Source organism: Brevundimonas sp. ZS04, from assembly GCF_001956865.1.
GTDB lineage: Bacteria > Pseudomonadota > Alphaproteobacteria > Caulobacterales > Caulobacteraceae > Brevundimonas > Brevundimonas diminuta.
This window is the reverse complement of the sequence record NZ_MTHE01000003.1, coordinates 206,161-227,668: the sequence shown is the minus strand read 5'-3', so window position 1 is coordinate 227,668 and position 21,508 is coordinate 206,161. Positions and strand designations below refer to the sequence as shown.

Below are 21,508 nucleotides of genomic sequence, written 5' to 3'. Positions count from 1 at the left end.
AAGTCAACTAACGCCACGCTGAACCCCCGCGCCCGCCGCATGACGGGCGCGGGGCCGGGTCTTATTGCGCCGGAGCGGCCGGTGCGCCGTCCTTGTAGCGCGCGAACCATTCGATCATGGCGTTCATGCGGGCGGCGTTCTGGGACGGGCGGACGGCCAGGCTGTGGCCGACGCCGGGGATCTTCACCAGGGCCGTTGGCACGCCGCGCAGCTGCAGGGCGGTGTAGTACTGCTCCGACTCGCTGACGGGTGTGCGATAGTCCTCGTCGCCGACGACGACCATGGTCGGAGTCTTGACGTTGCCGACCAGCGACAGCGGCGACCGGCGCCAGTAGGCTTCCGGGTTCTCCCACGGATATTCGCCGAACCAGTAGCGGGCGAAGAAGGCCGGGTTGTCGGCCGTCAACACGAAGCTGGCCCAGTCGATGACCGGCTTCTGGACGACGGCGGCCTTGAAGCGGTCGGTCTTGCCCACGATCCAACTAGTCAGCACGCCGCCGCCCGAACCGCCTGTGACGAACAGCTTGTTCGGGTCAGCGATCCCCTGAGCGATGACGGCGTCGACGCTGCTGATCAGGTCGTCATAGTCGTTCGACGGATAGTTGTGGTGGATCAGGTTGGCGAACTCGTCCCCATAGGAGGTCGAGCCGCGCGGGTTGACCGACAGCACCGCATAGCCCGCAGCGGCGAACAGCTGGTTGTCGGTGGCGAAGTGTGGGCCGTAGGCGGCGAAGGGGCCGCCGTGGATCTCCAGCACCAGCGGATAGCGCTGGCCCTCGACATAGTCGGCCGGCAGGGTCAGCCAGCTTTCGACCGCGCGCTGATCGTGGGAGGAGGCGACTTGGATGCGGCGCACCTCGCCCAGCCGGCGGGCGCTGAGGAAGTCGGCGTTCAGGCGGGTCAGCTGGGTGCTGCGGCCGCCCTTCAGGACGTGGACGTCGGCCGGACGCGCAGGCGTGCCGCGCGTATAGGCGATGGCCCCGTCGTCGGCCACGGTGAAGCCGCCGCCGGTGTAGGGGCGGCCGAAGTCGTCGCCGGTCAGATCCTCGATCAGGGTGGTGACGGCGCCGTCCAGCGACACGCGGGCGACCTTGGTGCGGCCCTGATCGTCATAGGCGACATAGACCGAGCGGCCGTCGCGGCTCCACACCGGAGACTGGACCGAGCGGTCGAGGCTCTCGGTCAGGGCGCGGCTGTTCGAGCCGTCGGCGTCCATCACATAGAGGCGGGTGTTGTGATAGCCCATCCGCTTGTCGTCATAACCCAGGTAGGCGATGCGGCGGCCGTCGGGCGAGGCGACGGGGGCGTTGTCCGGCCCCGCGCGGCTGGTCAGGGCGGTCAGGCCGCCGGTCTGAACATCCAGGGCGAAGACTTCGCTGTCGGCGGCTTCGCGCTGCCAATCTGGGCGACGGTTGGCGCTGAGGTAGAGGGTGCGGGAATCGGCCGACCAGGACAGGCCGCCGCCGTGGTGGAAGTCGCCGTGCGTCAACTGGCGCGCGCCGCCGCCCTGCGATCCGACGACGAAGACGTGGCGGAAGCCCGGTTTCAGATAGCCCTGGCCGTCGGAGCGGTAGGAGACGCTGTCGATGATCTCCAGCGGCGGCGCCCACTGGGCGCCCTCGGGCTTGGCCAGGGGCGAGCCGATCTTGGGCTTTTCGCCAGGGACCAGGACGGAATAGGCCAACTGCTCGCCGTTGGGCGACCAACTGACGCTGGACGGGGTGTTGGGCAGGTTGGTGACGCGGACCGATTCACCCGACGCCATCCAGCGCACGAACAACTGGGGCGCGCCGCCCTCGGCGCTGGAGATGTAGGACAGGCGCGTACCATCCGGCGACCAGCGCGGCTGGCGATGCGAACCGGCCGAGGCGATCAGGGGCGAATGACGGCCGGTCTTCACGTCGATCAGCCAGATGGTCGGGCGCATCCGGTCGGTCATGATGTCGGCCGTCTGGCGGACATAGGCGATCTGTCCGCCGTCTGGACTGATCTGGGCGTCGGAGGCGACCTCCATGCCGAACAGGTCTTGCGCGGTGAACAGGCCGCGGTCGGCGGTCGGCAGGCTGGGCGCGGCGGCCGCCTGGACGGCGGTTTGCGCCATCGCGGGCGCGTGGGCGCTGAGGATCAGGGCGCAGGCCGCCCAGGCGAACTTGTTCATATGAAACCCCCTCTGGTTTGGAGGGATCATAGAAAGGCGCGAGGGGGCGGCAAGATAGGGAAAGGGCCGCCGGAACGAATCCGGCGGCCCTTTTTCATTCGCGTTCCGAAGAAAAGTCAGAACTTGAAGCTGGCCCGCAGCAGCAGGGTGTAGCGGACGTAGTCTTCCAGCAGTTCGGCGTCGCCGGTGACGGCCAGCATGCCCAGATCGTTGCCGACGTTCAGACGGAAGCCTAGGATCGGACCGCCGCCCTCGATGCTGGCGGGCGTCAGGGTGAAGGCGTCGCCGCCCGAAGCCAGGCGGGCGATGGTGGTCCCGGCGTCGACCGAGAAGTTCTGACGCCAGCCCAGACGGACCTCGGGGCGGATCCAGCCGTCCTTGCCGAAGCCGTAGCCGATGTTCACCGCAGCCACGCCCGAGAAGATGTGGCCGTCGCGTTCGTCGATCTTCAGATCGAAGCCGTCGCCGCCGCCCTTTTCGGTACGAGCGTCCTCGCTCAGCGAGAAGTATTCGACATAGGCCTCGGGGCGGATGTTCAGGCGGCCGAAGTGACGCTCGTACGACGCGCCCCCGGCGGCGGCCAAGGTCAGGCCGTGCCAGTCGGACTCGTTCTTCAGATTGATGCCGTCGGCGACCAGTTTGCGCGTGGCGCTGAAGGAGGCGTAGCCGCCGGCCGCGCGCGCCCAGGTCGTCCAGTACTGGCCTTGAGCGCGCCAGTAGAGGCCCAGCTCCAGCAGGTTGGCCGACAAGACTTCTTCAGCCGCCGCTTCGGGGTCTTCCAGATCCGACGAGGTGAAGGCCGCCGTCAGGCCGAAAGCGCCCATGTCGGTGCCGCGCTCGACGCCGCCCGCCAGGCCGAAGCCTTCCGAACGGAAGCCGTAGGTGTCGGTCTTGTCCTTGTCGGCGTAGAAGTTGATCTCCTGCACCCAGGCGCTGGTTTCGCCCGGCGTCGCGGCGGCGTTGCGGCCGGTCAGGGCGCGGGTCACGGCGTCGACGCCGCTGGCCAGCGACAGCAGCGGACCGCCAGAGTGGTCAGGCAGCAGCTGCTGATAGATGTTGAAGAAGCCGTCGCGGTCCGTCTGGTTCAGCATGGCCGCGCGGATCAGCTCATTATCGGCCAGGCCGGCGTAGAGCACGTCATAGGCGGCGGCCTCGGCCTTGATCATGCCGGCTTCTTCCGCCGTGCGGCGACGGGCGTCGACCGTCAGCTTGCCGGCGGCGTCGTCGACGTTGGCCTTGACCACGAAGGCGTAGGGCGAGTTGGACTGAAGCGCGTCCTGGTCGATGGCGCCGACGTTCAGGTCGCCCGCCTCGATGATGGTGAAGGACGTCGGATCCTGGATCAGGGAGTTGAAGCGAACGCCCAGACCCGCGCCATCGGCCAGGTCGGCGCTGCCGCTGACCTTGAAGCCGCCGTTGGCGTTGTTGGCGGGGTCCAGGGTGACGATCAGATTGCCGTCGGCGCCGACGTTCAGGTCGCTGACCTGAAGCTGACCCGTATGACGCGCATCCAGCGTGCCCTTGGAGACGTCGATGTCCAGTTGGCCGTCGCCGTTGGACAGCTTGCCGGTCACCACGGCGCCGCCGCTGATGGACAGGCGGTCGGCGCCGGTTCCGAAGGAGATGTCGCCGGTCACCGTGCCGTTGCGGATGTCCAGCACATCAGCGCCCGAACCCAGGCGGATGTCGCCGCGGATGGCGGGTTCATTGGCGTCGGGCACGCCGTCCTTGTCGGCGTCCGGCAGCTTGTGGTCGGGAATGACCACGCCGTCCTGCACCAGGGTGACGCCCGTGCTGTTGGCGCTGACGTCCACGGCGATGGCTGACCCGGTCTGGGCCACGTCCTTTTCAGGGCTGACGACCGCCAGGATCCTGCCGGTGTTGTTGATCGAAGTCAGCGTGCCGGATTGATCGCGCACGGCGACGGCGTCGCTCTTGGAGCCGTTCACGCCCGCCGACAGGGTGCCGGAGTTGCTGAGCGAAGAGACGTTGGCGCCTTGAGTGATCAGCACGCCCGCGGCCACATTGGCTTCGGAACCCGCCGAGACGCTCTGAATCGTGCCGGAGTTGAAGATGCTGGGGACCGTCGCGCCCGCGCCGACCAGCACGCCGGTGCTGTCGCCGGTGTTCGCCGTGGCGGTGATCGTGCCCTGGTTCTTCAGGCCGCCGGCCAGGCTGACCGTCTGGCCCGTGCCGCCGATCTGGACGGCGGCGGCGTCGATGTTCTTGTAAACGCCGGCGGCCTCGATGGCGCCGCGGTTGATCAGCGCATAGGCGTTGTCGCCGGTTCCGACCGCGCCCAGTGTGATGGCCTTGTCGGTCGAGCCTACCAGCAACGCCGGCGCGCCGCCGAAGGAGCGGATGGAGGCCGTCGTTTCCTGAGCGTCTGGAATGCCGTCCCCGTCGCGGTCGTCGTCCTCGCGGTTCTTCTTGCCGTCGCCGTCGTCGTCCTCGTCGCCGTTCTTGACGCCGTCGCCGTCGTCGTCTCCCTCGATTCCGCCGGCCCCATAGGACGGCGCAGTGTCGAACAGAACGCCCTTGGCGACGTCGCCCGCGATGCGGACAGCCGGGCCGCCTTGCAGCAGGTCGTCGGCGTCCAGGTTCTCGAGATAGGTCGCGCCTTCACGGGGTTGGCCCGTGGTCGGCTTAGATGGGGGCGCCGTGGTGTAGCGATAGCCGGTGCTGGTGACGGCCCCTTGAATCTTGACCGCGCCGTCGACGGCGCCGTCGATGGCGACGCCGACCGCGTTTTCGCCGACGGCGGCGACGCTGCCCAGGAGGGTGACGTCGCCCGTGATGTCGCCGGTCGTATGGATGCCGTAGGTGTCATTGCCGACGACGCTGATCTGGCCCTGGCTGAAGAGGTTGCCGGTCAGCGGGGCCTCGACGGTCAGGCCCGACGAATTGTTGCCCTCGACCTTGATCGAGCCGGACGATTCGATGCGGATGTTTCCGACCAGCGGAGCCGAGCCCGTGACGCGGACGCCGTGACGGTTCGTGCCGTCGGCGAACGGGCCGTCCAGGTCGCCGTCCTTGTCGTCGTCCTTATACTCCTCGATGGAGTCGGTGATGTTGATGGCGCCGCCGATGGTGACGTCGCCGGTATTGCCGCCGTTGACCAGGACGCCCGTGGCGCCGTCGGCGGACTTGAGCATGTCGATCTTAGAGCCGGCGTCCAGCTTCACGTCATTGCTGGAATTCAGCGTCACGGCGGCGCCCGAGGTCACGGTGATCGAACCGCCGTTGGCGAGCCGAACGTCGTCGGGAGCGCCGTTGTTGGCGGTCGCGGTGCTGATGGGCGTCGTCCGCCCGTTGGAGATGACCTGTTCAGCCTGAACGCCGGAAGCGACCAGCAGAGGAGCGATCGCAACAGCGCTCGCGAGCAAGATACGCATTCGTAAGAAACCCCTCGTGGTCGCACGCGCAAGGATTGAAGGCGACCCTCCTATCAGGGTCCACGCCCGCATGCCCCAAGTTTCTCGAATTTGAGGCGAATGCAAGACCGGCCGTAGGGAGATCAACCTGAACGGCAGATGAAAAGCGGCGGCGGGCGACTGGAAAGCAGCGGCCTCTTGAGCGTGACGGTTGCAAGCGGTAGGGGCCGAAAAGCACGGTGAAGATTAACCGGGCCCGTCGCATCCAAAGCCGGAGCTTTAGCGTTAACGTGAAGAACGACAGGCAGAAGGTCCACCGCATGAGCGCGAGCCATATCGACGTCCAGGAAAGCGAACTGAGGCTGTTCCCCGGCCTGGATGAAGAGGTGGCCGACACCTTGCGAGCGATGAAGGCGGCCGCTGCTGATTCCCGCCCGCGCATGGTCGACACCACCATGCTGTTCGCGCCGCGCTCCGGCGGGGTGAAGCGCTATCTGCTGTCGAAGAAGGCCTGGCTGGAGGCCAATCGGCCGGGCGTGGCGCACAACCTGGTGGTTCCCGGCGCGGGATACCGGGCGGAGCCGGACGGCGTCGTCCGTCTGCATGCGCCCAAGCTGCCGTTCGGCGACGGCTATCGTTGGCCCAGTTCCGTGCGCCGCTGGGGCGCCTGGGTGTCGTCGCTCAACCCTACGCTGATCGAGGCGGGCGATCCCTATACGCCGGGCCAGGGCGCGCTGGAGGCGGGCCAGAGAGTCGGCTGTCCGGTCGTCGGATTCTGCCACTCGGATCCGGCGGCGCTGGCGGCGCTGCATTTCGGCGAATGGGCCAAGAAGCCGGTCGAGAAGCGCTGGGCCAAGCTGTTCTCGCAATTCGATCGGGTCGTCTCGCCCAGCCGATTCATCGCCCAGCGCCTGGAAGAGGCGGGCGTGGGCGACATTGTGATTCGTCCTCTGGGGGTCGAGGTCGACACCTTCCACCCGGATCGCCGGGATCGCGACTGGCTGTTGAAGCGGCTGGGACTGGGCGCTGACGCCCGCCTGCTGTGCTTCGCCGGGCGTCCGGCCAAGGAAAAGAACGTCGGCGTCCTGATCGACGCGGTGCAGCGCCTGGGCGCGCCCTATCATCTGGTGCTGGTCGGCGCGGGGGCGGGGATGCCGCCTGAGGAACGGGTCATCTCCCTGCCGTATGAGAAGGATCCGCGCGCCGTGGCCCGCATCATCGCCAGCTGCGACGCCTTTGTGCACGCCAATGACAAGGAGCCGTTCGGCCTGATCGTGCTGGAGGCCATGGCCTGCGGCCGGGCCGTGGTCGGCGTCAATGCGGGCGGCGTCGCCGAGACGGTGGACGAGAGCGTGGGACAACTGGCCGCCTCGGCTGATCCGGTCGATTACGCCGAGGCCATCGAGGCTCTGTTCGCACGCGACGTGGAGGCTTTGGGCCAGGCGGCGCGGGTCAAGGCGGTCGAGCAGTTCGCCTGGAACCGCGTGTTCGAGGATCTGACCATGCTTTACGGCGAACTGACCGGGAAGGCCGAGTTCGTCACGCCGCAAGAGGCGCTGCCGATCAACTAACCGTCTGCTGTGGTCGCCCTCGGGCTCGTCCCGAGGGCTTGAGGCCGGACATGGCGGAACAGACGCGCGAAAGCTGCGTCTGCGATCAATCTCGATTTTCTGAGAGAGGAGAGGGAAGGGCGGTGCGCCACTCCCTCAGATCCCTGAGAGGAGTGGCGCGAGTGACGGGGCTCGAACCCGCGACCTCCGGCGTGACAGGCCGGCACTCTAACCAACTGAGCTACACCCGCGTTCCCATCCGAAGCGCTGTGCGCCGCGGCGAGGGGCGTCGTTTAGGCGGGGCCGCGCCGCACGTCAAGCGACGCGGCTGTGGATAAATCAAATCATCTCGCCGAGGGGGCTGCGGCGGCCTGCGGCGGGGCTACGGGACCGGCGATTCCGCCGTCTGCGGGCAGTTGCGACGCCGTGGCGGGCGGCGGCGGTTCATAGTGCACGCCCACGCCCGGTCCCAGCGGCAGATCCAGCGCCACCCAGGACGCCACCATGATCAGGCCGGCGATCAGGAAGGCGCCGGCGTAGGGCAGCATGGTCGCCATCAGCGAGCCCAGGCCGAACTTCGGATCCCAGCGCTGGGCGAAGGTCAGGATCAGCGGGAAGTAGCTCATCAGCGGCGTGGCGATATTGGTGACGGAATCACCCATGCGATAGGCGGCGGTCGTCATCTCGGGGCTGATGCCCAAAAGCATGAACATGGGCACCACGATGGGCGCCAGGGCCGACCACTTGGCCGAGGCCGAGCCGATGAACAGGTCGAAGATGCAGGACACCAGCACCACCACGATCAGCAGCAGCGGCGTGGGCAGGGCCAGTTCGCGCAAGGAGGCCGCCGCGTTGACCGCCAGGATCGGTCCCAGGCCCGACCAGTTGAACATGGCGACGAAGTGAGCGGCGAAGAAGGCCAGGACGATATAGGGGGCCAGTTGGCTGATCCCCTCGCGCATCATGCGAACCAGATCGTGGTGGGTCTTGATCGAGCCTGAGCCTGCGCCGAAGGCCGCGCCCGCCATGAAGAAGGTCAGGGCGAAGAAGGCGACCAGAGAGCGGTACAGGGGATTGAAGCGCTGTTCCGGCTCGGCGTCGGCGTCGACGAAGGGCGAGCCGGGCAGGAAGGTCACGGTCGCCCAGACGGCGATCATGGCCAGGATGGTCAGGCCCGCCCAGGCCAGGCCCCGTTTTTCGGCAGCGGTGAGGGGCGTCTTCTCTTCGGCGGCGACCGGGGCGGCGCTATGCGGAAGCCAGGGACCCAGGCGCGGCTCGATCACCCGGTCGGTCAGGAACCAGACGATGGGGGTGAAGACGATCACCACCCCGACGATGAAGAACCAGTTGCCGGCGATGCTGACGGCGTAGGACGGATCGATCAGGTGGGCGGCTGGCTCGGTGATGCCCAGGATCAGGGCGTCGCTGGCGCCGGGGAACAGATTGCCTGCATAGCCGCCCGAGACGGCGGCGAAGCCGGCGGCCAGACCGGCCAGCGGGTGACGGCCCGCTGCGGCGAAGATGACGGCGGCCAGCGGAATCACCACGACATAGGAGGCGTCCGAGGCGTGGTGCGACACCATGCCGGTGATCACCACGATCGGCGTCAGGATGAAGCGCGGCGCGTTCAGCAGCGCGCCTCGGATCGCCGTGGAGAACAGGCCCGTCCGTTCGGCCACCGAGGCGCCGTAGATGATGGTGATGACGATCCCCAGCGGCGGAAAATCGGCCAGGGTGCGCGGCATGCCGATGAACAGCCGCTCCAGATTGGCGGGCGACAGCAGGCTTTGCGCCTGAAGCACCTCGCCCGTCACCGGATTGACCGCGGACCAGCCCAGGCCCGCGCCGACCAGGCTCAAGGCCACCAGGCCCAGGATCAGCCATAGGAATAGGAAAACAGGATCTGGCAGCCGATTGCCGATGCGTTCGATTGAGTTCAGCAGGCGGGCGGCCAGGTTCATGCGCAAGCTCTCGGCTGTGTTGAAGGCGATGACGCATTTCGCGGATCAACGGCATAAGAGGCAATCACGCGGCCTGCGGCAAATCGCCCAAAAAACTGCGAACCGTTCGCAACAAAAAACCTTTGCCGACATGGGTTTGAACCCTGGCGAGGTTGGGTCTAAGAAGCCCCGAATCCGCCCCCTACCTCCCGGCGGGCGAGGCAGCTCGAATGAACGAATTTCTTCTAGAATATCTTCCGATCGTCGTTTTCCTGGGCATCGCCATCGTGCTCGGCGCCGGCTTCATGCTGGCGGCCTGGGTGCTGGCCCCCAAGAACCCCGACACCGAGAAGCTCTCGGCTTATGAGTGCGGCTTCAACGCCTTTGACGACGCGCGCATGAAGTTCGACGTGCGGTTCTATCTGGTGTCGATCCTCTTCATCATCTTCGACTTGGAAATCGCCTTCCTGTTCCCGTGGGCTGTGTCGATGTTCGACCTGTCGCACGGCGGCATGGTCTTCGCCTTCTGGTCGATGATGGTCTTCCTGGGCGTCCTGACGGTCGGCTTCATCTACGAATGGAAGAAGGGAGCCCTGGAATGGCAGTGATCGCCCCCTCCAGTCCTCTGGTCCCCGCCGGCTCGGCTGCGCGTTCGACCGTCGAGGGCTATGATCCCAAGATCCACGACAAGTTCTTTGAGTCCGTCAATACGGAGCTGGGCGAGCGCGGCTTCCTGACGACCTCGCTGGACGATGTCATCACCTGGGCGCGCACGGGCTCGCTGATGTGGATGTCGTTCGGTCTGGCCTGCTGCGCCGTCGAGATGATCCACCTGTCGATGCCGCGCTTCGATCTGGAGCGTTTCGGCACCGCGCCGCGCGGTTCGCCGCGCCAGTCGGACCTGATGATCGTCGCCGGGACGCTGACCAACAAGATGGCTCCGGCCCTGCGCAAGGTCTACGACCAGATGCCGGACCCGCGCTACGTCATCTCGATGGGCAGCTGCGCCAACGGCGGCGGCTACTATCACTACAGCTACAGCGTCGTGCGCGGCTGCGATCGCGTGGTGCCGGTGGACGTTTACGTTCCGGGCTGCCCGCCGACCGCCGAGGCCCTGCTGTACGGCATCCTGCAACTGCAGAAGAAGATCCGCCGCACGGGGACCATCGAGCGATGAGCGAACTGGTGCGCGTTGCGGAGCGCGAATCCGCCCTGACGCCCCTGGGCACGGAAATGGTCGCGGCGCTCGGCGTCGAGGCTGTGGTGGCCTATGGCGAACTGACCCTGATCGCCCAGCGCGAGAAGATCGTCGAGGTCATGACGGCCCTGCGCGATCAGTTCGGCTTCCAGCAGTGCATGGATGTCTGCGGCGCCGACTACCCCGACCGCGCCGAGCGGTTCGAGATCGTCTATCACCTGCTGTCGCTGACGCGCGCCGCGCGCGTTCGCGTCAAGGTGTCGACCGATGAGGTCAAGCCGGTCCCCAGCGTGTCGTCGGTCTATCCGTCGGCCGGCTGGTTCGAGCGTGAAGCCTTCGACATGTACGGCATGATCTTCTCGGATCACCCGGACATGCGCCGCATCCTGACCGACTACGGCTTCCAGGGGCACCCGCTGCGCAAGGACTTCCCGATGACGGGCTATGTCGAGGTCCGCTACGACGAAGAGCAGAAGCGCATCGTCTATGAGCCGGTGAAGCTGACGCAGGAATTCCGCAACTTCGACTTCCTGTCTCCGTGGGAAGGCGCCGACTATCCGACCGTCCTGCCGGGCGATGAAAAGGCGGGAGCGCAGTAATGGCCGACGTCAAGAACATGCCCGCGCCGCTGGGCGCCGCCATCGACCCGTTCGAGGACTATGAAGACGGCCTGACCCCGCACGCGCGGGCGATGGACGACCGCAAGTTCACCATCAACTTCGGCCCGCAGCACCCGGCCGCGCACGGCGTGCTGCGCCTGGTGCTGGAGCTGGACGGCGAGTTGGTCACACGCGTCGATCCGCATATCGGCCTGCTGCACCGCGGCACCGAGAAGCTGATGGAGGCGCGCACCTACCTCCAGAACATCCCCTACCTGGACCGGCTGGATTACGTCTCGCCGATGAACCAGGAGCACGCCTTCTGCCTGGCCATCGAGCGGTTGCTGGGTCTGGAGGTGCCGTATCGCGGCCAGCTGATCCGGGTTCTGTACTCGGAGATGGGCCGCATCCTGAACCACCTTCTGAACGCGACCATGCAGGCCATGGACGTGGGCGCCCTGACCCCGCCGCTGTGGGGCCACGAAGAGCGCGAGAAGCTGATGGTCTTCTACGAGCGGGCCTGCGGCGCCCGTCTGCACGCCAACTACTTCCGCCCGGGCGGCGTCCACCAGGATCTGACGCCCGAGCTGATCGACGACATCGGCCGCTGGTGCGCCGAGTTCCCGGCCAAGCTGGCGGACATCGAAAGCCTGGTCACCGAAAACCGCATCTTCAAGCAGCGCAACGTCGACATCGGCGTGGTGTCCAAGGAGAACGCCCTGGCGTGGGGCTTCTCGGGCGTCATGCTGCGCGGCTCGGACATCGCCTGGGATCTGCGCAAGGCCCAGCCGTACGACTGCTACGCCGACATGGAATTCGACATCGCCGTCGGCAAGAACGGCGACTGCTGGGACCGCTACCTTGTCCGCGTCGAAGAGATGCGCCAGTCGGTGCGCATCATGGAGCAGTGCATCCACAAGCTGCGCAACTGCCCCGGCGAGCCGGTCTTGTCGGAAGACCACAAGGTCACGCCGCCGCGTCGCGGTGAGATGAAGCGTTCGATGGAAGCGCTGATCCACCACTTCAAGCTCTACACCGAGGGCTTCAAGACGCCGGAAGGCGAGGTCTATGCGGCCGTCGAAGCGCCCAAGGGCGAGTTCGGCGTCTATCTGGTGTCGGACGGCACCAACAAACCCTACCGCGTCAAGCTGTCGGCCCCCGGCTTCCGTCACCTGCAGGCGATGGACTGGATGAACCGCGGCCACATGCTGGCGGACGTGTCCGCCATCCTCGGCTCGCTCGACATGGTGTTCGGAGAAGTGGACCGATGAGCGTTCGTCGTCTGGCCAAGGAGCAACCGGCCTCTTTCGAGTTTTCGAAGGAGACGATGGAAAAGGCTCAGTGGTGGATCAAGAAATACCCGGAATCGCGTCGCCAGTCGGCCGTGATCCCGATCCTGTGGCTGGTCCAGAAGCAGGAAGGCTGGGTGTCCGAGCCGTCGCTGCGCGCTGTCGGCGAGCTGCTGGGCATGGCCTATATCCGGGTGCTGGAGGTCGCGACCTTCTACACCATGTTCCAGCTGACGCCGGTCGGCACGGCCGCGCTGATCCAGGTGTGCGGCACCACGCAGTGCATGCTGCGCGGCTCGAACGATCTGATGCGCGTCTGTCGCGAGAAGATCGGCCCCAAGGACGAGCTGTCCGCCGACGGCCGCTTCACCTGGCAGGAGATCGAGTGCATCGGCGCCTGCTCGAACGCGCCGGTGGCCCAGATCAACGACCTCTATTACGAAGACCTGACGCCTGAAAACATGGCTCAGATCATCGACGACTTCGCCGCGGGCAAGACGCCCAAGCCGGGCAGCTATGTCGGCCGTCACACGTCCGAGCCGCAGGGCGGCGCGCGGACGCTGACCGACCCGGCGCTGTATGACGGCTCGGCCGCCAAGAAGATCAAGAAGCTGCCGAATTCGGAGCCCGTCGCTGAAAAGGCGCCGGTCTGATGGGGCGGCCGAATCTCGAGACAGAAGCGGGCAGGGCGGCCTATCGGGCCGAGCTGCGTCGCGTCGGCTGGCGCCCGCGTTGGGCGGGGCTGGCCTGTATCGTGGTTGCGGCCGCATTGGTTTTGTTCGCACGTGAAGGCCGTTTCGGCCTGACAGACAACGCGGTGATGGCGGCCTATGGCCTGTTGGCCGTCGGATGGGTGCTGGTGATCTACGCCGTCTTCCAGCGCACCCGCCATCATAAACGCCGCATGGCGGAAGGACTTTAAGGGATCATGGTCGGCATCCTCCAAGACAAGGATCGGATCTTCACCAACCTCTATGGCTTCCACGACTGGGGCCTTGAGGGTGCGAAGAAGCGCGGCGCGTGGAACGCCACCAAGGACATGCTGGACCTTGGCCGCGATTGGATCATCACCAACGTCAAGAACTCGGGGCTGCGCGGACGCGGCGGCGCCGGTTTCTCGACCGGCCTGAAGTGGTCCTTCATGCCCAAGGAAGTGAAGGATCGCCCTCACTACCTGGTCATCAACGCCGACGAGTCCGAGCCCGCGACGTGTAAAGACCGCGAGATCATGCGTCATGATCCGCAACTGCTGATCGAAGGCGCCCTGATCGCCTCCTTCGCCATGCAGGCCCACGCCTGCTACATCTACCTGCGCGGCGAATACATCCTCGAGCGCGAGCGCATGGAAGCCGCCGTGAAGCAGGCCTATGAGGCCAAGCTGATCGGTGACGACAACGTCCACGGCTGGGACTTCCACGTCTATATCCACCACGGCGCCGGGGCCTATATCTGCGGCGAAGAGACGGCCCTGCTGGAAAGCCTGGAAGGCAAGAAGGGCCAGCCGCGCCTGAAGCCGCCGTTCCCGGCGGGCGCCGGCCTCTATGGCTGCCCGACGACCGTGAACAACGTGGAATCGATCGCCGTGGTCGGCACCATCCTGCGTCGCGGCGCGGACTGGTTCGCCGGCTTCGGTCGTCCGAACAACACCGGCACCAAGCTGATGTCGCTGTCGGGCCACGTGAACACGCCCTGCGTGGTCGAAGAGGCCATGTCGATCCCGCTGCGCCAGTTGATCGAGGATCACGGCGGCGGCGTGCGCGGCGGCTGGGAAAACCTGAAGGCCATCATTCCCGGCGGCGCGTCCTGTCCGGTCATCACGCGCGAACAGGCTGAAGTCGCCCTGATGGACTTCGATTCCATGCGCGAAATGCGCTCGTCGCTGGGCACCGCCGGCGTCACGGTCATGGACCAGTCCACCGACATCGTGAAGGCGATCGCCCGCATCAGCTACTTCTTCAAGCACGAGAGCTGCGGCCAGTGCACGCCGTGCCGTGAAGGCACCGGCTGGATGTGGCGCGTGCTGGAGCGTATGGCGATCGGCGACGCCGATCCGTCGGAGATCGACCTGCTGCTCGACGTGGCCGGTCAGGTCGAAGGCCACACCATCTGCGCCCTCGGCGACGCCGCCGCCTGGCCCGTTCAGGGCTTGATCCGGCACTTCCGTCACGAGATCGAAGAGCGCATCCACACCTACCGCAGCCGCCGCGCGAACTTCGCCGGCCACGCGATCGCGGCGGAGTAATCGTAATGCCTATCGCCAAGGTCAACGGCGTTGAAGTCGAGTTCGAACCGGGCATGACCGTGCTGCAGGTCGCCGAGCGCGCCGGGCAGGAAATCCCGCGGTTCTGCTACCACGAGCGCCTGTCCATCGCCGGCAATTGCCGCATGTGCCTGGTCGAGGTGAAGCCTGGACCGCCGAAGCCGCAGGCTTCGTGCGCGCTGCCGGCCGCCGACGGCCAGGAAATCTTCACCGACACGCCGATGGTGAAGAAGGCCCGCGAAGGGGTGATGGAGTTCCTGCTCATCAACCACCCGCTGGACTGCCCGATCTGCGACCAGGGCGGCGAATGCGACCTGCAGGATCAGGCGGTCGGCTACGGCCGCGACGGTTCGCGCTACGGCGAGAACAAGCGCGCGGTCGAAGAAAAGAACATGGGCCCGACGGTCAAGACGTTCATGACGCGCTGCATCCAGTGCACGCGTTGCGTCCGCTTCATCACCGAAGTGGCGGGCGTCCCGGACATCGGCATGATCTCGCGCGGCGAAAGCGCCGAGATCACGACCTATCTGGAAAAGAACATCGACAGCGAACTGTCGGGCAACGTCAACGACCTGTGCCCGGTGGGCGCCCTGACGCACCGCCCGTGGCAGTATCACTACCGCCCGTGGGAGCTGAAGAAGACCGAGACCATCGATGTGATGGACGCGCTCGGCTCGAACATCCGCGCCGACTCGCGCGGCGCCGAGGTCATGCGCGTGCTGCCGCGCGTGAACGAGGGCATCAACGAAGAGTGGCTGTCGGACAAGAGCCGCTACGCCGTCGACGGCCTGCAGGCGCGTCGTCTCGACCGTCCGTGGGTGCGTGAGAACGGCAAGCTGCGTCCGGCGTCTTGGGACGAGGCTCTGTCGGTCGTGGCGAACAAGCTGAAGGCGGCCCCGGCCGACCGTATCGGCGCCATCGCAGGCGACCTTCAGGACGCCGAGTCGATGAAGGCGACGCTGGACCTGTTCCGCGCACTGGGCTCCGCCAACACGGACTGCCGCCAGGACGGCGCGGCGCTGGGCGGCGAGGCTCGCGAGGGCTGGCTGTTCAACTCCGGCCTGCAAGGTATTGAAAACGCTGACGCCATCCTGATCGTCGGCGCCAATCCGCGCACGGAAGCGCCGCTGCTGAACGCGCGCATCCGCAAGACCTGGCTGAAGGGCGGCGTCGAAGTCGGCGTCATCGGCCCGCAAGCCGATCTGACCTATGACTACGCCTGGCTGGGCGCCGGTTCGAAGACCCTGGGCAAGCTGCCCAAGGCCGCGACCGACTTCCTGACCAAGGCTGAACGCCCGGCGATCATCGTCGGCGCGGGCGCCCTGACGGGCGAAACCGGCCCGGCCGTGCTGAACGCCCTGGGCGCGCTGGCCAAGAAGGTCGGCGTCGTCAAGGACGGCTGGAACGGCTTCAACGTCCTGCACAGCGCCGCCGCGCGCGTCGGCGGTCTGGACATGGGCTTCCTGCCGGGCGAGGGCGGTCTGGATGTCGCCGGCATGCTGAAGCCGGGCGCGCTGGACGTTCTGTTCCTGCTGGGCGCCGATGAGGTGAACGCCGATGCGTCGGGCGCCTTCCGCGTCTATCTGGGTTCGCACGGCGATCGCGGCGCGCATGGCGCGGACGTGATCCTGCCGGGCGCGGCCTACACCGAGAAGTCGGGCCTGTACGTCAACACTGAGGGCCGGGTGCAGATGGCCGAGCGCGTGGTCTTCCCGAAGGGCGAGGCCAAGGACGACTGGGCCATCATCCGCGCCCTGTCGGAGCGCGTCGGCTGCAAGCTGCCGTTCGACACCTTGGAGCAACTGCGTACGAAGCTGATGGGCGACCATCCGACCTTCGGCCGCATCGACTATCTGGCCCCCGCCGCGACGTTCGACGTCGCCAAGCTGGGCGCCAAGGGAGACCTGGGCGACGTCGCCTTCGTCTCCGTCATCGCCGATCCCTACCTGACCAACCCGATCGCGCGCGCCAGTGAAACCATGGCCCAACTGTCCGCTGAGCGGACGGCGCCGGTCGCCCTGGCGGCGGAGTAAGACATGGACGCTGCGACTTCCTTCTGGGCCACCCCCGTCGGCTGGACCCTCGCCACTCTGGGCGGGATCCTGCTGGTCGTGGTCGGCATTCTGATCTCCCTGGCCTTCCTGCTGCTGGCCGACCGCAAGATCTGGGCGGGCGTTCAGCTGCGCAAGGGTCCAAACGTGGTCGGCCCCTTCGGCCTGCTGCAGTCCTTCGCCGACTTCTTCAAGTTCGTGCTGAAGGAGATCGTCATCCCGGCCGGGTCGGACAAGGTGGTCTTCATCCTGGCCCCGCTGATCAGCTTCGTCCTGGCCTTCATCGCCTGGGCGGTGATCCCGTTCGCGCCGGGCTGGGTGGTGTCGGACCTGAACGTCGGCATCCTGTACATCCTCGCGATCAGCTCGCTGGGCGTCTACGGCATCATCATGGGCGGCTGGGCTTCGAACTCGAAGTATCCGTTCCTGGGCTCGCTGCGTTCGGCGGCGCAGATGGTGTCCTATGAGGTCTCGATGGGCCTCATCATCATCAACGTCATCCTGCTGGCCGGGACGATGAACCTGACCGAGATCGTGACCCAGCAACAGGGGTGGATCTGGAACTGGAACGCCTTCGGCGGCGGCCTCGAGACCCTGCCGACGATCATCGTCATGCTGCCGATGACCATCGTCTTCTTCATCTCGGCCCTGGCCGAGACCAACCGCCCGCCGTTCGACCTGCCCGAAGCGGAATCGGAACTGGTGGCCGGTTATCAGGTCGAATATTCCTCGACCCCCTACCTGCTGTTCATGATCGGCGAATACGCCAACATCGTCTTCATGTGCGCCATGATCACCCTGCTGTTCTGCGGCGGGTGGAATCCGGGCTTCCCGACCGACTTCCTGAACAGCGTTCCGGCCTTCGTCGCCAACCTGTTCTACCTGGCGGTCTTCGCCGTGAAGGTGGTCTTCTGGTTCTTCATGATCGCCCTGGTGAAGGCCTTCGTGCCGCGTTACCGCTATGACCAGCTGATGCGCCTGGGCTGGAAGATCTTCCTGCCGGCCTCGTTGGTCGCCGTGGTCTTCGTGGCGGCGTGGCGCGTGTTCGCGGTGGGCGGCTGATGGGCGGTTACGCCACATTCCTGATCGCGCTGGCGCTCGCCGCCGGCCTGTCGGCCTGCACCTTCAAGCCGATGGATCCGGCTGCGCCCGAGACCGCGTCCGCGCGTCTCGAGCGGCTGGACCGCGAGCGGGGAGAGGAGGCGGACAAGCGCGCCTATTGCCAACGTCTGTCGCGGGACGATCCGCGCTTCAGCAGGGACGGCTGCGAACGCCGGATCGGCGGATGAAGACGAAAGCCGCAGCCCTGATGTTCGCCCTGGCCGCGCCCATGCTGGCGTCGGCCTGCGCGCCCTATGAGGCCGACCCGGTGTCGGTCTATCAGTGGGAGCGCAAGGTGCAGGAAATCGAACGGCGTGAGGCGGAACGCCAGCGCCTTTGCCAGACCCTCGACAAGGAAAGCGCCCGCTATGAACGCGAGTGCGCCGGAGTGAAATCGTAATGCTGACCCGTATCGTTCAGGCGGCCAAGGGCGCGATGCTGACCGACGTGTTCGGCGCCGTCGGCCTGTCGATGAAGTACATGATGAAGCCGAAGGCGACGGTGAACTATCCGTTCGAGCGCAACCCGCAGTCGCCGCGCTTCCGTGGCGAACATGCGCTGCGCCGCTATCCGAACGGCGAAGAGCGCTGCATCGCCTGCAAGCTGTGCGAGGCCATCTGCCCCGCCCAGGCCATCACCATCGAGGCCGAACCGCGCGCCGACGGCAGCCGCCGCACGACGCGCTACGACATCGACATGGTCAAATGCATTTACTGCGGCCTGTGCCAGGAGGCCTGCCCGGTGGACGCCATCGTCGAGGGACCGAACAGCGAGTTCGCCACCGAGACTCGCGAAGAACTGCTTTATGACAAGGCGCGCCTGCTGGATAACGGCGACCGCTGGGAGCGTCTGATCGCGAAGAATCTGGAACTCGACGCTCCGTATCGCTAAACGGAGCGGCGATTCCGCCACGCTGACCCTGACCTTCGGGCCGGGGCCGATTTTGGAAGGGTCCGGGGTTTCCCCTCGGGCCATTGGTTTTGAAGAGGGGCGTCGTCCCGCACATGTTGCAAGGCCTGGCCTTCTATCTTCTGGCGACGGTCGCCGTGGTTTCCGCCCTTCTGGTGGTGACCGCGCGCAATCCCGTGCACTCCGTTCTCTGGCTGATCCTGACCTTCTTCTCGGCAGCCGGTCTGTTCGTTCTGCTGAGCGCCGAGTTCCTGGCGATGCTGCTGGTCGTCGTCTACGTCGGCGCCGTGGCGGTGCTGTTCCTGTTCGTCGTCATGATGCTGGACGTCGACTTCGTGAAGCTGCGCGAAGGATACGCGCGCTACCTGCCGCTGGCGGGCATCGTGGCGGGCGTTCTGCTGGCCGAGATGATCATGGTGTCGATCACCGTCGTTCAGGGCGGCGCCGCCAGGGACGCGACCTCGCCGGTTCCGGCCGGGCCTGACGTCACCAACATCGAGACGATCGGCCGCGTGCTCTACACGGACTACGTCTACTTCTTCCAGGCGGCGGGCGTGGTCCTGCTGATCGCCATGATCGGCGCCATCGTCCTGACCCTGCGCCACCGTCCGGGCGTGCATCGCCAGGATCTGGCCGCCCAGGCCAACCGCGAACGCGCCAAGGCCGTCGAGATCAAGTCCGTGACCACGGGCCAGGGCGTCACCCCCGAGGAGCTTCTGTAATGGATATCTCGCTCCAGCATTATCTGGCGGTCGCCGCCATGCTGTTCACCATCGGCGTCTTCGGCATCTTCGTGAACCGCAAGAACGTCATCATCATCCTGATGTCGGTCGAGATGATCCTGCTCGCGGTGAACATCAACTTCGTGGCCTTCTCGACCCACCTGAACGACGTGTCGGGTCAGCTGATGGCCATGTTCGTCCTGACCGTCGCCGCGGCCGAGGCCGCCGTCGGCCTGGCCATTCTCGTGACCTTCTTCCGTAACCGCGGCGACATCGCGGTCGACGACGCCTCCGTGATGAAGGGCTGATCGGAACCGTGACTATCCAGACTCTCGTCACTCTCGGTGTCTTCGCCCCCCTGCTGGGGGCCATGATCGCCGGCTTCTTCGGTCGCCGGATCGGCGACGTCGCCTCGCAGGCCGTCACCACGGGCCTGCTGTTCTTCTCGTGCGCGGTCTCCTGGATCGTGTTCAGCCAGTGGACCTGGGGCGGGCTGGAAGCCTTCACCGTGCGCCTGGCGCCGTTCATCCATGTCGGCGAGTTCCAGTCGAACTGGTCGATCCGCGTTGACGCCATGTCGGCGGTCATGCTGATCGTGGTGACCTCGGTGTCCTCGCTGGTTCACCTCTATTCCTGGGGCTACATGAAGGAGGACGACAGCCGTCCTCGCTTCTTCGCCTATCTGTCGCTGTTCACCTTCATGATGCTGGCGCTGGTGACGGCGGCCGACTTCCTGCAGATGTTCTTCGGCTGGGAAGGCGTGGGCCTGGCGTCCTATCTGCTGATCGGTTTCTGGTACAAGAAGCCCTCGGCCACCGCTGCCTCCATCAAGGCCTTCGTGGTCAACCGCGTCGGCGACTTCGGCTTCCTGCTCGGCATGATGACCGTGTTCTGGATGTTCGGCACGATCGAGTTCGCCAAGCTGTTCCCGCTGATCGCCGGCAAGGCCGGGACGGGCTGGGAATTCCTGGGCCACACCTGGTCGGCGCTGGATCTGGCCGGTCTGCTGCTGTTCATCGGCGCCATGGGCAAGTCGGCGCAGTTCTTCCTGCACACCTGGCTGCCGGACGCGATGGAAGGCCCGACGCCCGTGTCGGCCCTGATCCACGCGGCCACCATGGTTACGGCCGGCGTCTACATGGTCTGCCTGCTGTCGCCCCTGTATGAGCACGCGCCCGTCGCGTCGCAGTTCATCGCCATCATCGGCGGCGTCACGGCCATCTTCGCCGCGACCGTCGGCATGATGCAGAACGACATCAAGCGGGTGATCGCCTATTCGACCTGTTCGCAGCTGGGCTACATGTTCTTTGCGGCGGGCGTCGGCGCCTATCAGCCCGCCATGTTCCACCTGTTCACGCACGCCTTCTTCAAGGCCCTGCTGTTCCTGGGCGCCGGTTCGGTGATCCACGGCATGCATCATGAGCAGGACATGCGGAAGATGGGCGGCCTGTGGAAGCTGCTGCCCGTCACCTATGCGACCATGATGATCGGCACCATCGCCATCACCGGCCTGGGCATGCCCGGCGTCGGCGGCTTCGCCGGCTTCTACTCCAAGGACTCCATCCTCGAGAGCGCCTATGCGGCGGCGACGACCGGCCACTCGGCCGCGGGCATGTTCGCCTTCGTCATCGGCATCTCGGCGGCCCTGCTGACGGCTTACTACTCGTGGCGTCTGGTGTTCATGACCTTCCACAACAAGCCTGTGTGGAAGGAAGAGGAGGGCGCGCACCATGCCGACGCCCACGCTCATGACGATCATGCGCACGACGACCATCATCATGGTCCGTTGAAGCCGCATGAGAGCCCGCTGGTCATGGTCGTGCCGCTGCTGGTGCTGTCGATCGGCGCGGTGTTCGCCGGCATGATCTTCGCCCCGCACTTCATCGGCCATCATGAGGCTGAGTTCTGGCGCGGCGCCATCTTCGTTGGGGCTGAGAACCACGTCCTGCACGAAAGCCACAACGTCCCGACCTGGGTGAAGTGGGCGCCGCTGATCGTGACGCTGCTGGGCACGGCCATCGCCTACTGGCTGTATGTCGTGAAGGAAGGCGCGGCCAAGGAGATGGCCGACCGCAAGGGCCCGCTGTGGACCTTCCTCTACAACAAGTGGTTCTTCGATGAGCTGTACGACGCCGTCTTCGTGAAGGGGACCAAGGCGATCGGCGACTTCTTCTGGAAGATCGGCGACGTGAAGATCATCGACGGCCTCGGTCCGAACGGCGCGGCCTGGGCTTCGCTGAAGTCGGGCGGCTGGTTGTCCCGGTTCCAGTCCGGTTTCGTCTACTTCTATGCATTCGTGATGCTGATCGGCGTGGCTGCGTTCCTTGCCTTCGCCATCTTCACGTGGGGAGCCTGAG

At 66.1% G+C, this 21,508-nt stretch carries 19 protein-coding genes and 1 tRNA gene; 16 read left to right on the top strand and 4 right to left on the bottom strand.

What is annotated here, in order from left to right; all coding sequences use genetic code 11:
- Positions 1–61: 61 nt before the first annotated feature.
- Both BJP32_RS05865 and BJP32_RS05860 read right to left on the bottom strand, forming a co-directional pair.
- Complete coding sequence (locus BJP32_RS05865; protein ID WP_046653610.1) at positions 62–2,158, bottom strand: S9 family peptidase; 2,097 nt, start codon at positions 2,156–2,158, stop codon at positions 62–64.
- A 116-nt stretch (positions 2,159–2,274) separates the two neighbouring features.
- On the bottom strand, positions 2,275–5,553 hold the full coding sequence (locus BJP32_RS05860) for an autotransporter domain-containing protein (RefSeq protein ID WP_076223246.1): 3,279 nt from the start codon (positions 5,551–5,553) through the stop codon (positions 2,275–2,277).
- 299 nt (positions 5,554–5,852) lie between these two features.
- Here BJP32_RS05860 and BJP32_RS05855 point away from each other — a divergent pair, with 299 nt between their 5' ends.
- Complete coding sequence (locus BJP32_RS05855) at positions 5,853–7,103, top strand: glycosyltransferase (protein WP_052748056.1); 1,251 nt, start codon at positions 5,853–5,855, stop codon at positions 7,101–7,103.
- A 153-nt stretch (positions 7,104–7,256) separates the two neighbouring features.
- Here the strand turns inward: BJP32_RS05855 and BJP32_RS05850 are convergent.
- Positions 7,257–7,333, bottom strand: a tRNA-Asp gene (locus tag BJP32_RS05850).
- A 93-nt stretch (positions 7,334–7,426) separates the two neighbouring features.
- A complete protein-coding gene (locus BJP32_RS05845; RefSeq protein WP_046653607.1) occupies positions 7,427–9,043 on the bottom strand; it encodes an AbgT family transporter in 1,617 nt (538 codons plus the stop codon).
- Between the two features lie 209 nt (positions 9,044–9,252).
- Between BJP32_RS05845 and BJP32_RS05840 the strand changes: the two genes are divergently transcribed.
- The 15 genes from BJP32_RS05840 (at position 9,253) to nuoL (ending at position 21,507) form a co-directional block, all read left to right on the top strand.
- Positions 9,253–9,630: an NADH-quinone oxidoreductase subunit A gene (locus BJP32_RS05840; protein WP_003164585.1), complete on the top strand. Its 378-nt coding sequence runs from the start codon at positions 9,253–9,255 to the stop codon at positions 9,628–9,630.
- On the top strand, positions 9,600–10,199 hold the full coding sequence (locus BJP32_RS05835; RefSeq protein WP_087141646.1) for an NADH-quinone oxidoreductase subunit B family protein: 600 nt from the start codon (positions 9,600–9,602) through the stop codon (positions 10,197–10,199). Before BJP32_RS05840 ends, BJP32_RS05835 begins: the two co-directional genes overlap by 31 nt.
- Positions 10,196–10,819 carry an NADH-quinone oxidoreductase subunit C gene (locus BJP32_RS05830; RefSeq protein WP_046653606.1) on the top strand — a complete coding sequence of 208 codons (624 nt, stop codon included), beginning with the start codon at positions 10,196–10,198 and terminating at the stop codon, positions 10,817–10,819. The genes BJP32_RS05835 and BJP32_RS05830 overlap by 4 nt, the downstream gene beginning before the upstream one ends.
- A 17-nt stretch (positions 10,820–10,836) precedes the next feature.
- On the top strand, positions 10,837–12,090 hold the full coding sequence (locus BJP32_RS05825) for an NADH-quinone oxidoreductase subunit D (RefSeq protein ID WP_076223359.1): 1,254 nt from the start codon (positions 10,837–10,839) through the stop codon (positions 12,088–12,090).
- Positions 12,087–12,761 carry an NADH-quinone oxidoreductase subunit NuoE gene (gene nuoE / locus BJP32_RS05820; protein WP_046653605.1) on the top strand — a complete coding sequence of 225 codons (675 nt, stop codon included), beginning with the start codon at positions 12,087–12,089 and terminating at the stop codon, positions 12,759–12,761. Before BJP32_RS05825 ends, nuoE begins: the two co-directional genes overlap by 4 nt.
- Complete coding sequence (locus BJP32_RS05815; RefSeq protein ID WP_040345153.1) at positions 12,761–13,030, top strand: hypothetical protein; 270 nt, start codon at positions 12,761–12,763, stop codon at positions 13,028–13,030. The genes nuoE and BJP32_RS05815 overlap by 1 nt, the downstream gene beginning before the upstream one ends.
- Before the next feature lie 6 nt (positions 13,031–13,036).
- Complete coding sequence (gene nuoF, locus BJP32_RS05810; protein WP_046653604.1) at positions 13,037–14,350, top strand: NADH-quinone oxidoreductase subunit NuoF; 1,314 nt, start codon at positions 13,037–13,039, stop codon at positions 14,348–14,350.
- A gap of 5 nt (positions 14,351–14,355) precedes the next feature.
- Entirely contained in the window at positions 14,356–16,401 is a 2,046-nt protein-coding gene (nuoG, locus tag BJP32_RS05805) for an NADH-quinone oxidoreductase subunit NuoG (RefSeq protein WP_046653602.1), read from the top strand.
- 3 nt (positions 16,402–16,404) lie between these two features.
- Positions 16,405–17,481, top strand: coding sequence for an NADH-quinone oxidoreductase subunit NuoH (gene nuoH / locus BJP32_RS05800; RefSeq protein ID WP_003170182.1), 1,077 nt, complete (start codon positions 16,405–16,407; stop codon positions 17,479–17,481).
- Entirely contained in the window at positions 17,481–17,708 is a 228-nt protein-coding gene (locus tag BJP32_RS05795; RefSeq protein ID WP_046653601.1) for a hypothetical protein, read from the top strand. Before nuoH ends, BJP32_RS05795 begins: the two co-directional genes overlap by 1 nt.
- Positions 17,705–17,920: a hypothetical protein gene (locus BJP32_RS05790; protein WP_040345160.1), complete on the top strand. Its 216-nt coding sequence runs from the start codon at positions 17,705–17,707 to the stop codon at positions 17,918–17,920. The genes BJP32_RS05795 and BJP32_RS05790 overlap by 4 nt, the downstream gene beginning before the upstream one ends.
- Entirely contained in the window at positions 17,920–18,411 is a 492-nt protein-coding gene (gene nuoI / locus BJP32_RS05785; RefSeq protein WP_040345161.1) for an NADH-quinone oxidoreductase subunit NuoI, read from the top strand. The genes BJP32_RS05790 and nuoI overlap by 1 nt, the downstream gene beginning before the upstream one ends.
- A gap of 113 nt (positions 18,412–18,524) precedes the next feature.
- On the top strand, positions 18,525–19,151 hold the full coding sequence (locus BJP32_RS05780; RefSeq protein WP_040345165.1) for an NADH-quinone oxidoreductase subunit J: 627 nt from the start codon (positions 18,525–18,527) through the stop codon (positions 19,149–19,151).
- Complete coding sequence (gene nuoK, locus BJP32_RS05775; RefSeq protein WP_003164596.1) at positions 19,151–19,459, top strand: NADH-quinone oxidoreductase subunit NuoK; 309 nt, start codon at positions 19,151–19,153, stop codon at positions 19,457–19,459. The genes BJP32_RS05780 and nuoK overlap by 1 nt, the downstream gene beginning before the upstream one ends.
- A 14-nt stretch (positions 19,460–19,473) precedes the next feature.
- Complete coding sequence (gene nuoL, locus BJP32_RS05770) at positions 19,474–21,507, top strand: NADH-quinone oxidoreductase subunit L (protein WP_076223357.1); 2,034 nt, start codon at positions 19,474–19,476, stop codon at positions 21,505–21,507.
- The last annotated feature ends 1 nt before the right edge of the window (position 21,508 follow it).

Bases quoted from the DNA above. Each gene is read 5' to 3' on its own strand.
- BJP32_RS05865 (WP_046653610.1), bottom strand. From the start codon at position 2,158: ATGAACAAGTTCGCCTGGGCGGCCTGCGCCCTGATCCTCAGCGCCCAC.
- BJP32_RS05860 (WP_076223246.1), bottom strand. From the start codon at position 5,553: ATGCGTATCTTGCTCGCGAGCGCTGTTGCGATCGCTCCTCTGCTGGTC.
- BJP32_RS05855 (WP_052748056.1), top strand. From the start codon at position 5,853: ATGAGCGCGAGCCATATCGACGTCCAGGAAAGCGAACTGAGGCTGTTC.
- BJP32_RS05845 (WP_046653607.1), bottom strand. From the start codon at position 9,043: ATGAACCTGGCCGCCCGCCTGCTGAACTCAATCGAACGCATCGGCAAT.
- BJP32_RS05840 (WP_003164585.1), top strand. From the start codon at position 9,253: ATGAACGAATTTCTTCTAGAATATCTTCCGATCGTCGTTTTCCTGGGC.
- BJP32_RS05835 (WP_087141646.1), top strand. From the start codon at position 9,600: ATGGAAGAAGGGAGCCCTGGAATGGCAGTGATCGCCCCCTCCAGTCCT.
- BJP32_RS05830 (WP_046653606.1), top strand. From the start codon at position 10,196: ATGAGCGAACTGGTGCGCGTTGCGGAGCGCGAATCCGCCCTGACGCCC.
- BJP32_RS05825 (WP_076223359.1), top strand. From the start codon at position 10,837: ATGCCCGCGCCGCTGGGCGCCGCCATCGACCCGTTCGAGGACTATGAA.
- nuoE (WP_046653605.1), top strand. From the start codon at position 12,087: ATGAGCGTTCGTCGTCTGGCCAAGGAGCAACCGGCCTCTTTCGAGTTT.
- BJP32_RS05815 (WP_040345153.1), top strand. From the start codon at position 12,761: ATGGGGCGGCCGAATCTCGAGACAGAAGCGGGCAGGGCGGCCTATCGG.
- nuoF (WP_046653604.1), top strand. From the start codon at position 13,037: ATGGTCGGCATCCTCCAAGACAAGGATCGGATCTTCACCAACCTCTAT.
- nuoG (WP_046653602.1), top strand. From the start codon at position 14,356: ATGCCTATCGCCAAGGTCAACGGCGTTGAAGTCGAGTTCGAACCGGGC.
- nuoH (WP_003170182.1), top strand. From the start codon at position 16,405: ATGGACGCTGCGACTTCCTTCTGGGCCACCCCCGTCGGCTGGACCCTC.
- BJP32_RS05795 (WP_046653601.1), top strand. From the start codon at position 17,481: ATGGGCGGTTACGCCACATTCCTGATCGCGCTGGCGCTCGCCGCCGGC.
- BJP32_RS05790 (WP_040345160.1), top strand. From the start codon at position 17,705: ATGAAGACGAAAGCCGCAGCCCTGATGTTCGCCCTGGCCGCGCCCATG.
- nuoI (WP_040345161.1), top strand. From the start codon at position 17,920: ATGCTGACCCGTATCGTTCAGGCGGCCAAGGGCGCGATGCTGACCGAC.
- BJP32_RS05780 (WP_040345165.1), top strand. From the start codon at position 18,525: ATGTTGCAAGGCCTGGCCTTCTATCTTCTGGCGACGGTCGCCGTGGTT.
- nuoK (WP_003164596.1), top strand. From the start codon at position 19,151: ATGGATATCTCGCTCCAGCATTATCTGGCGGTCGCCGCCATGCTGTTC.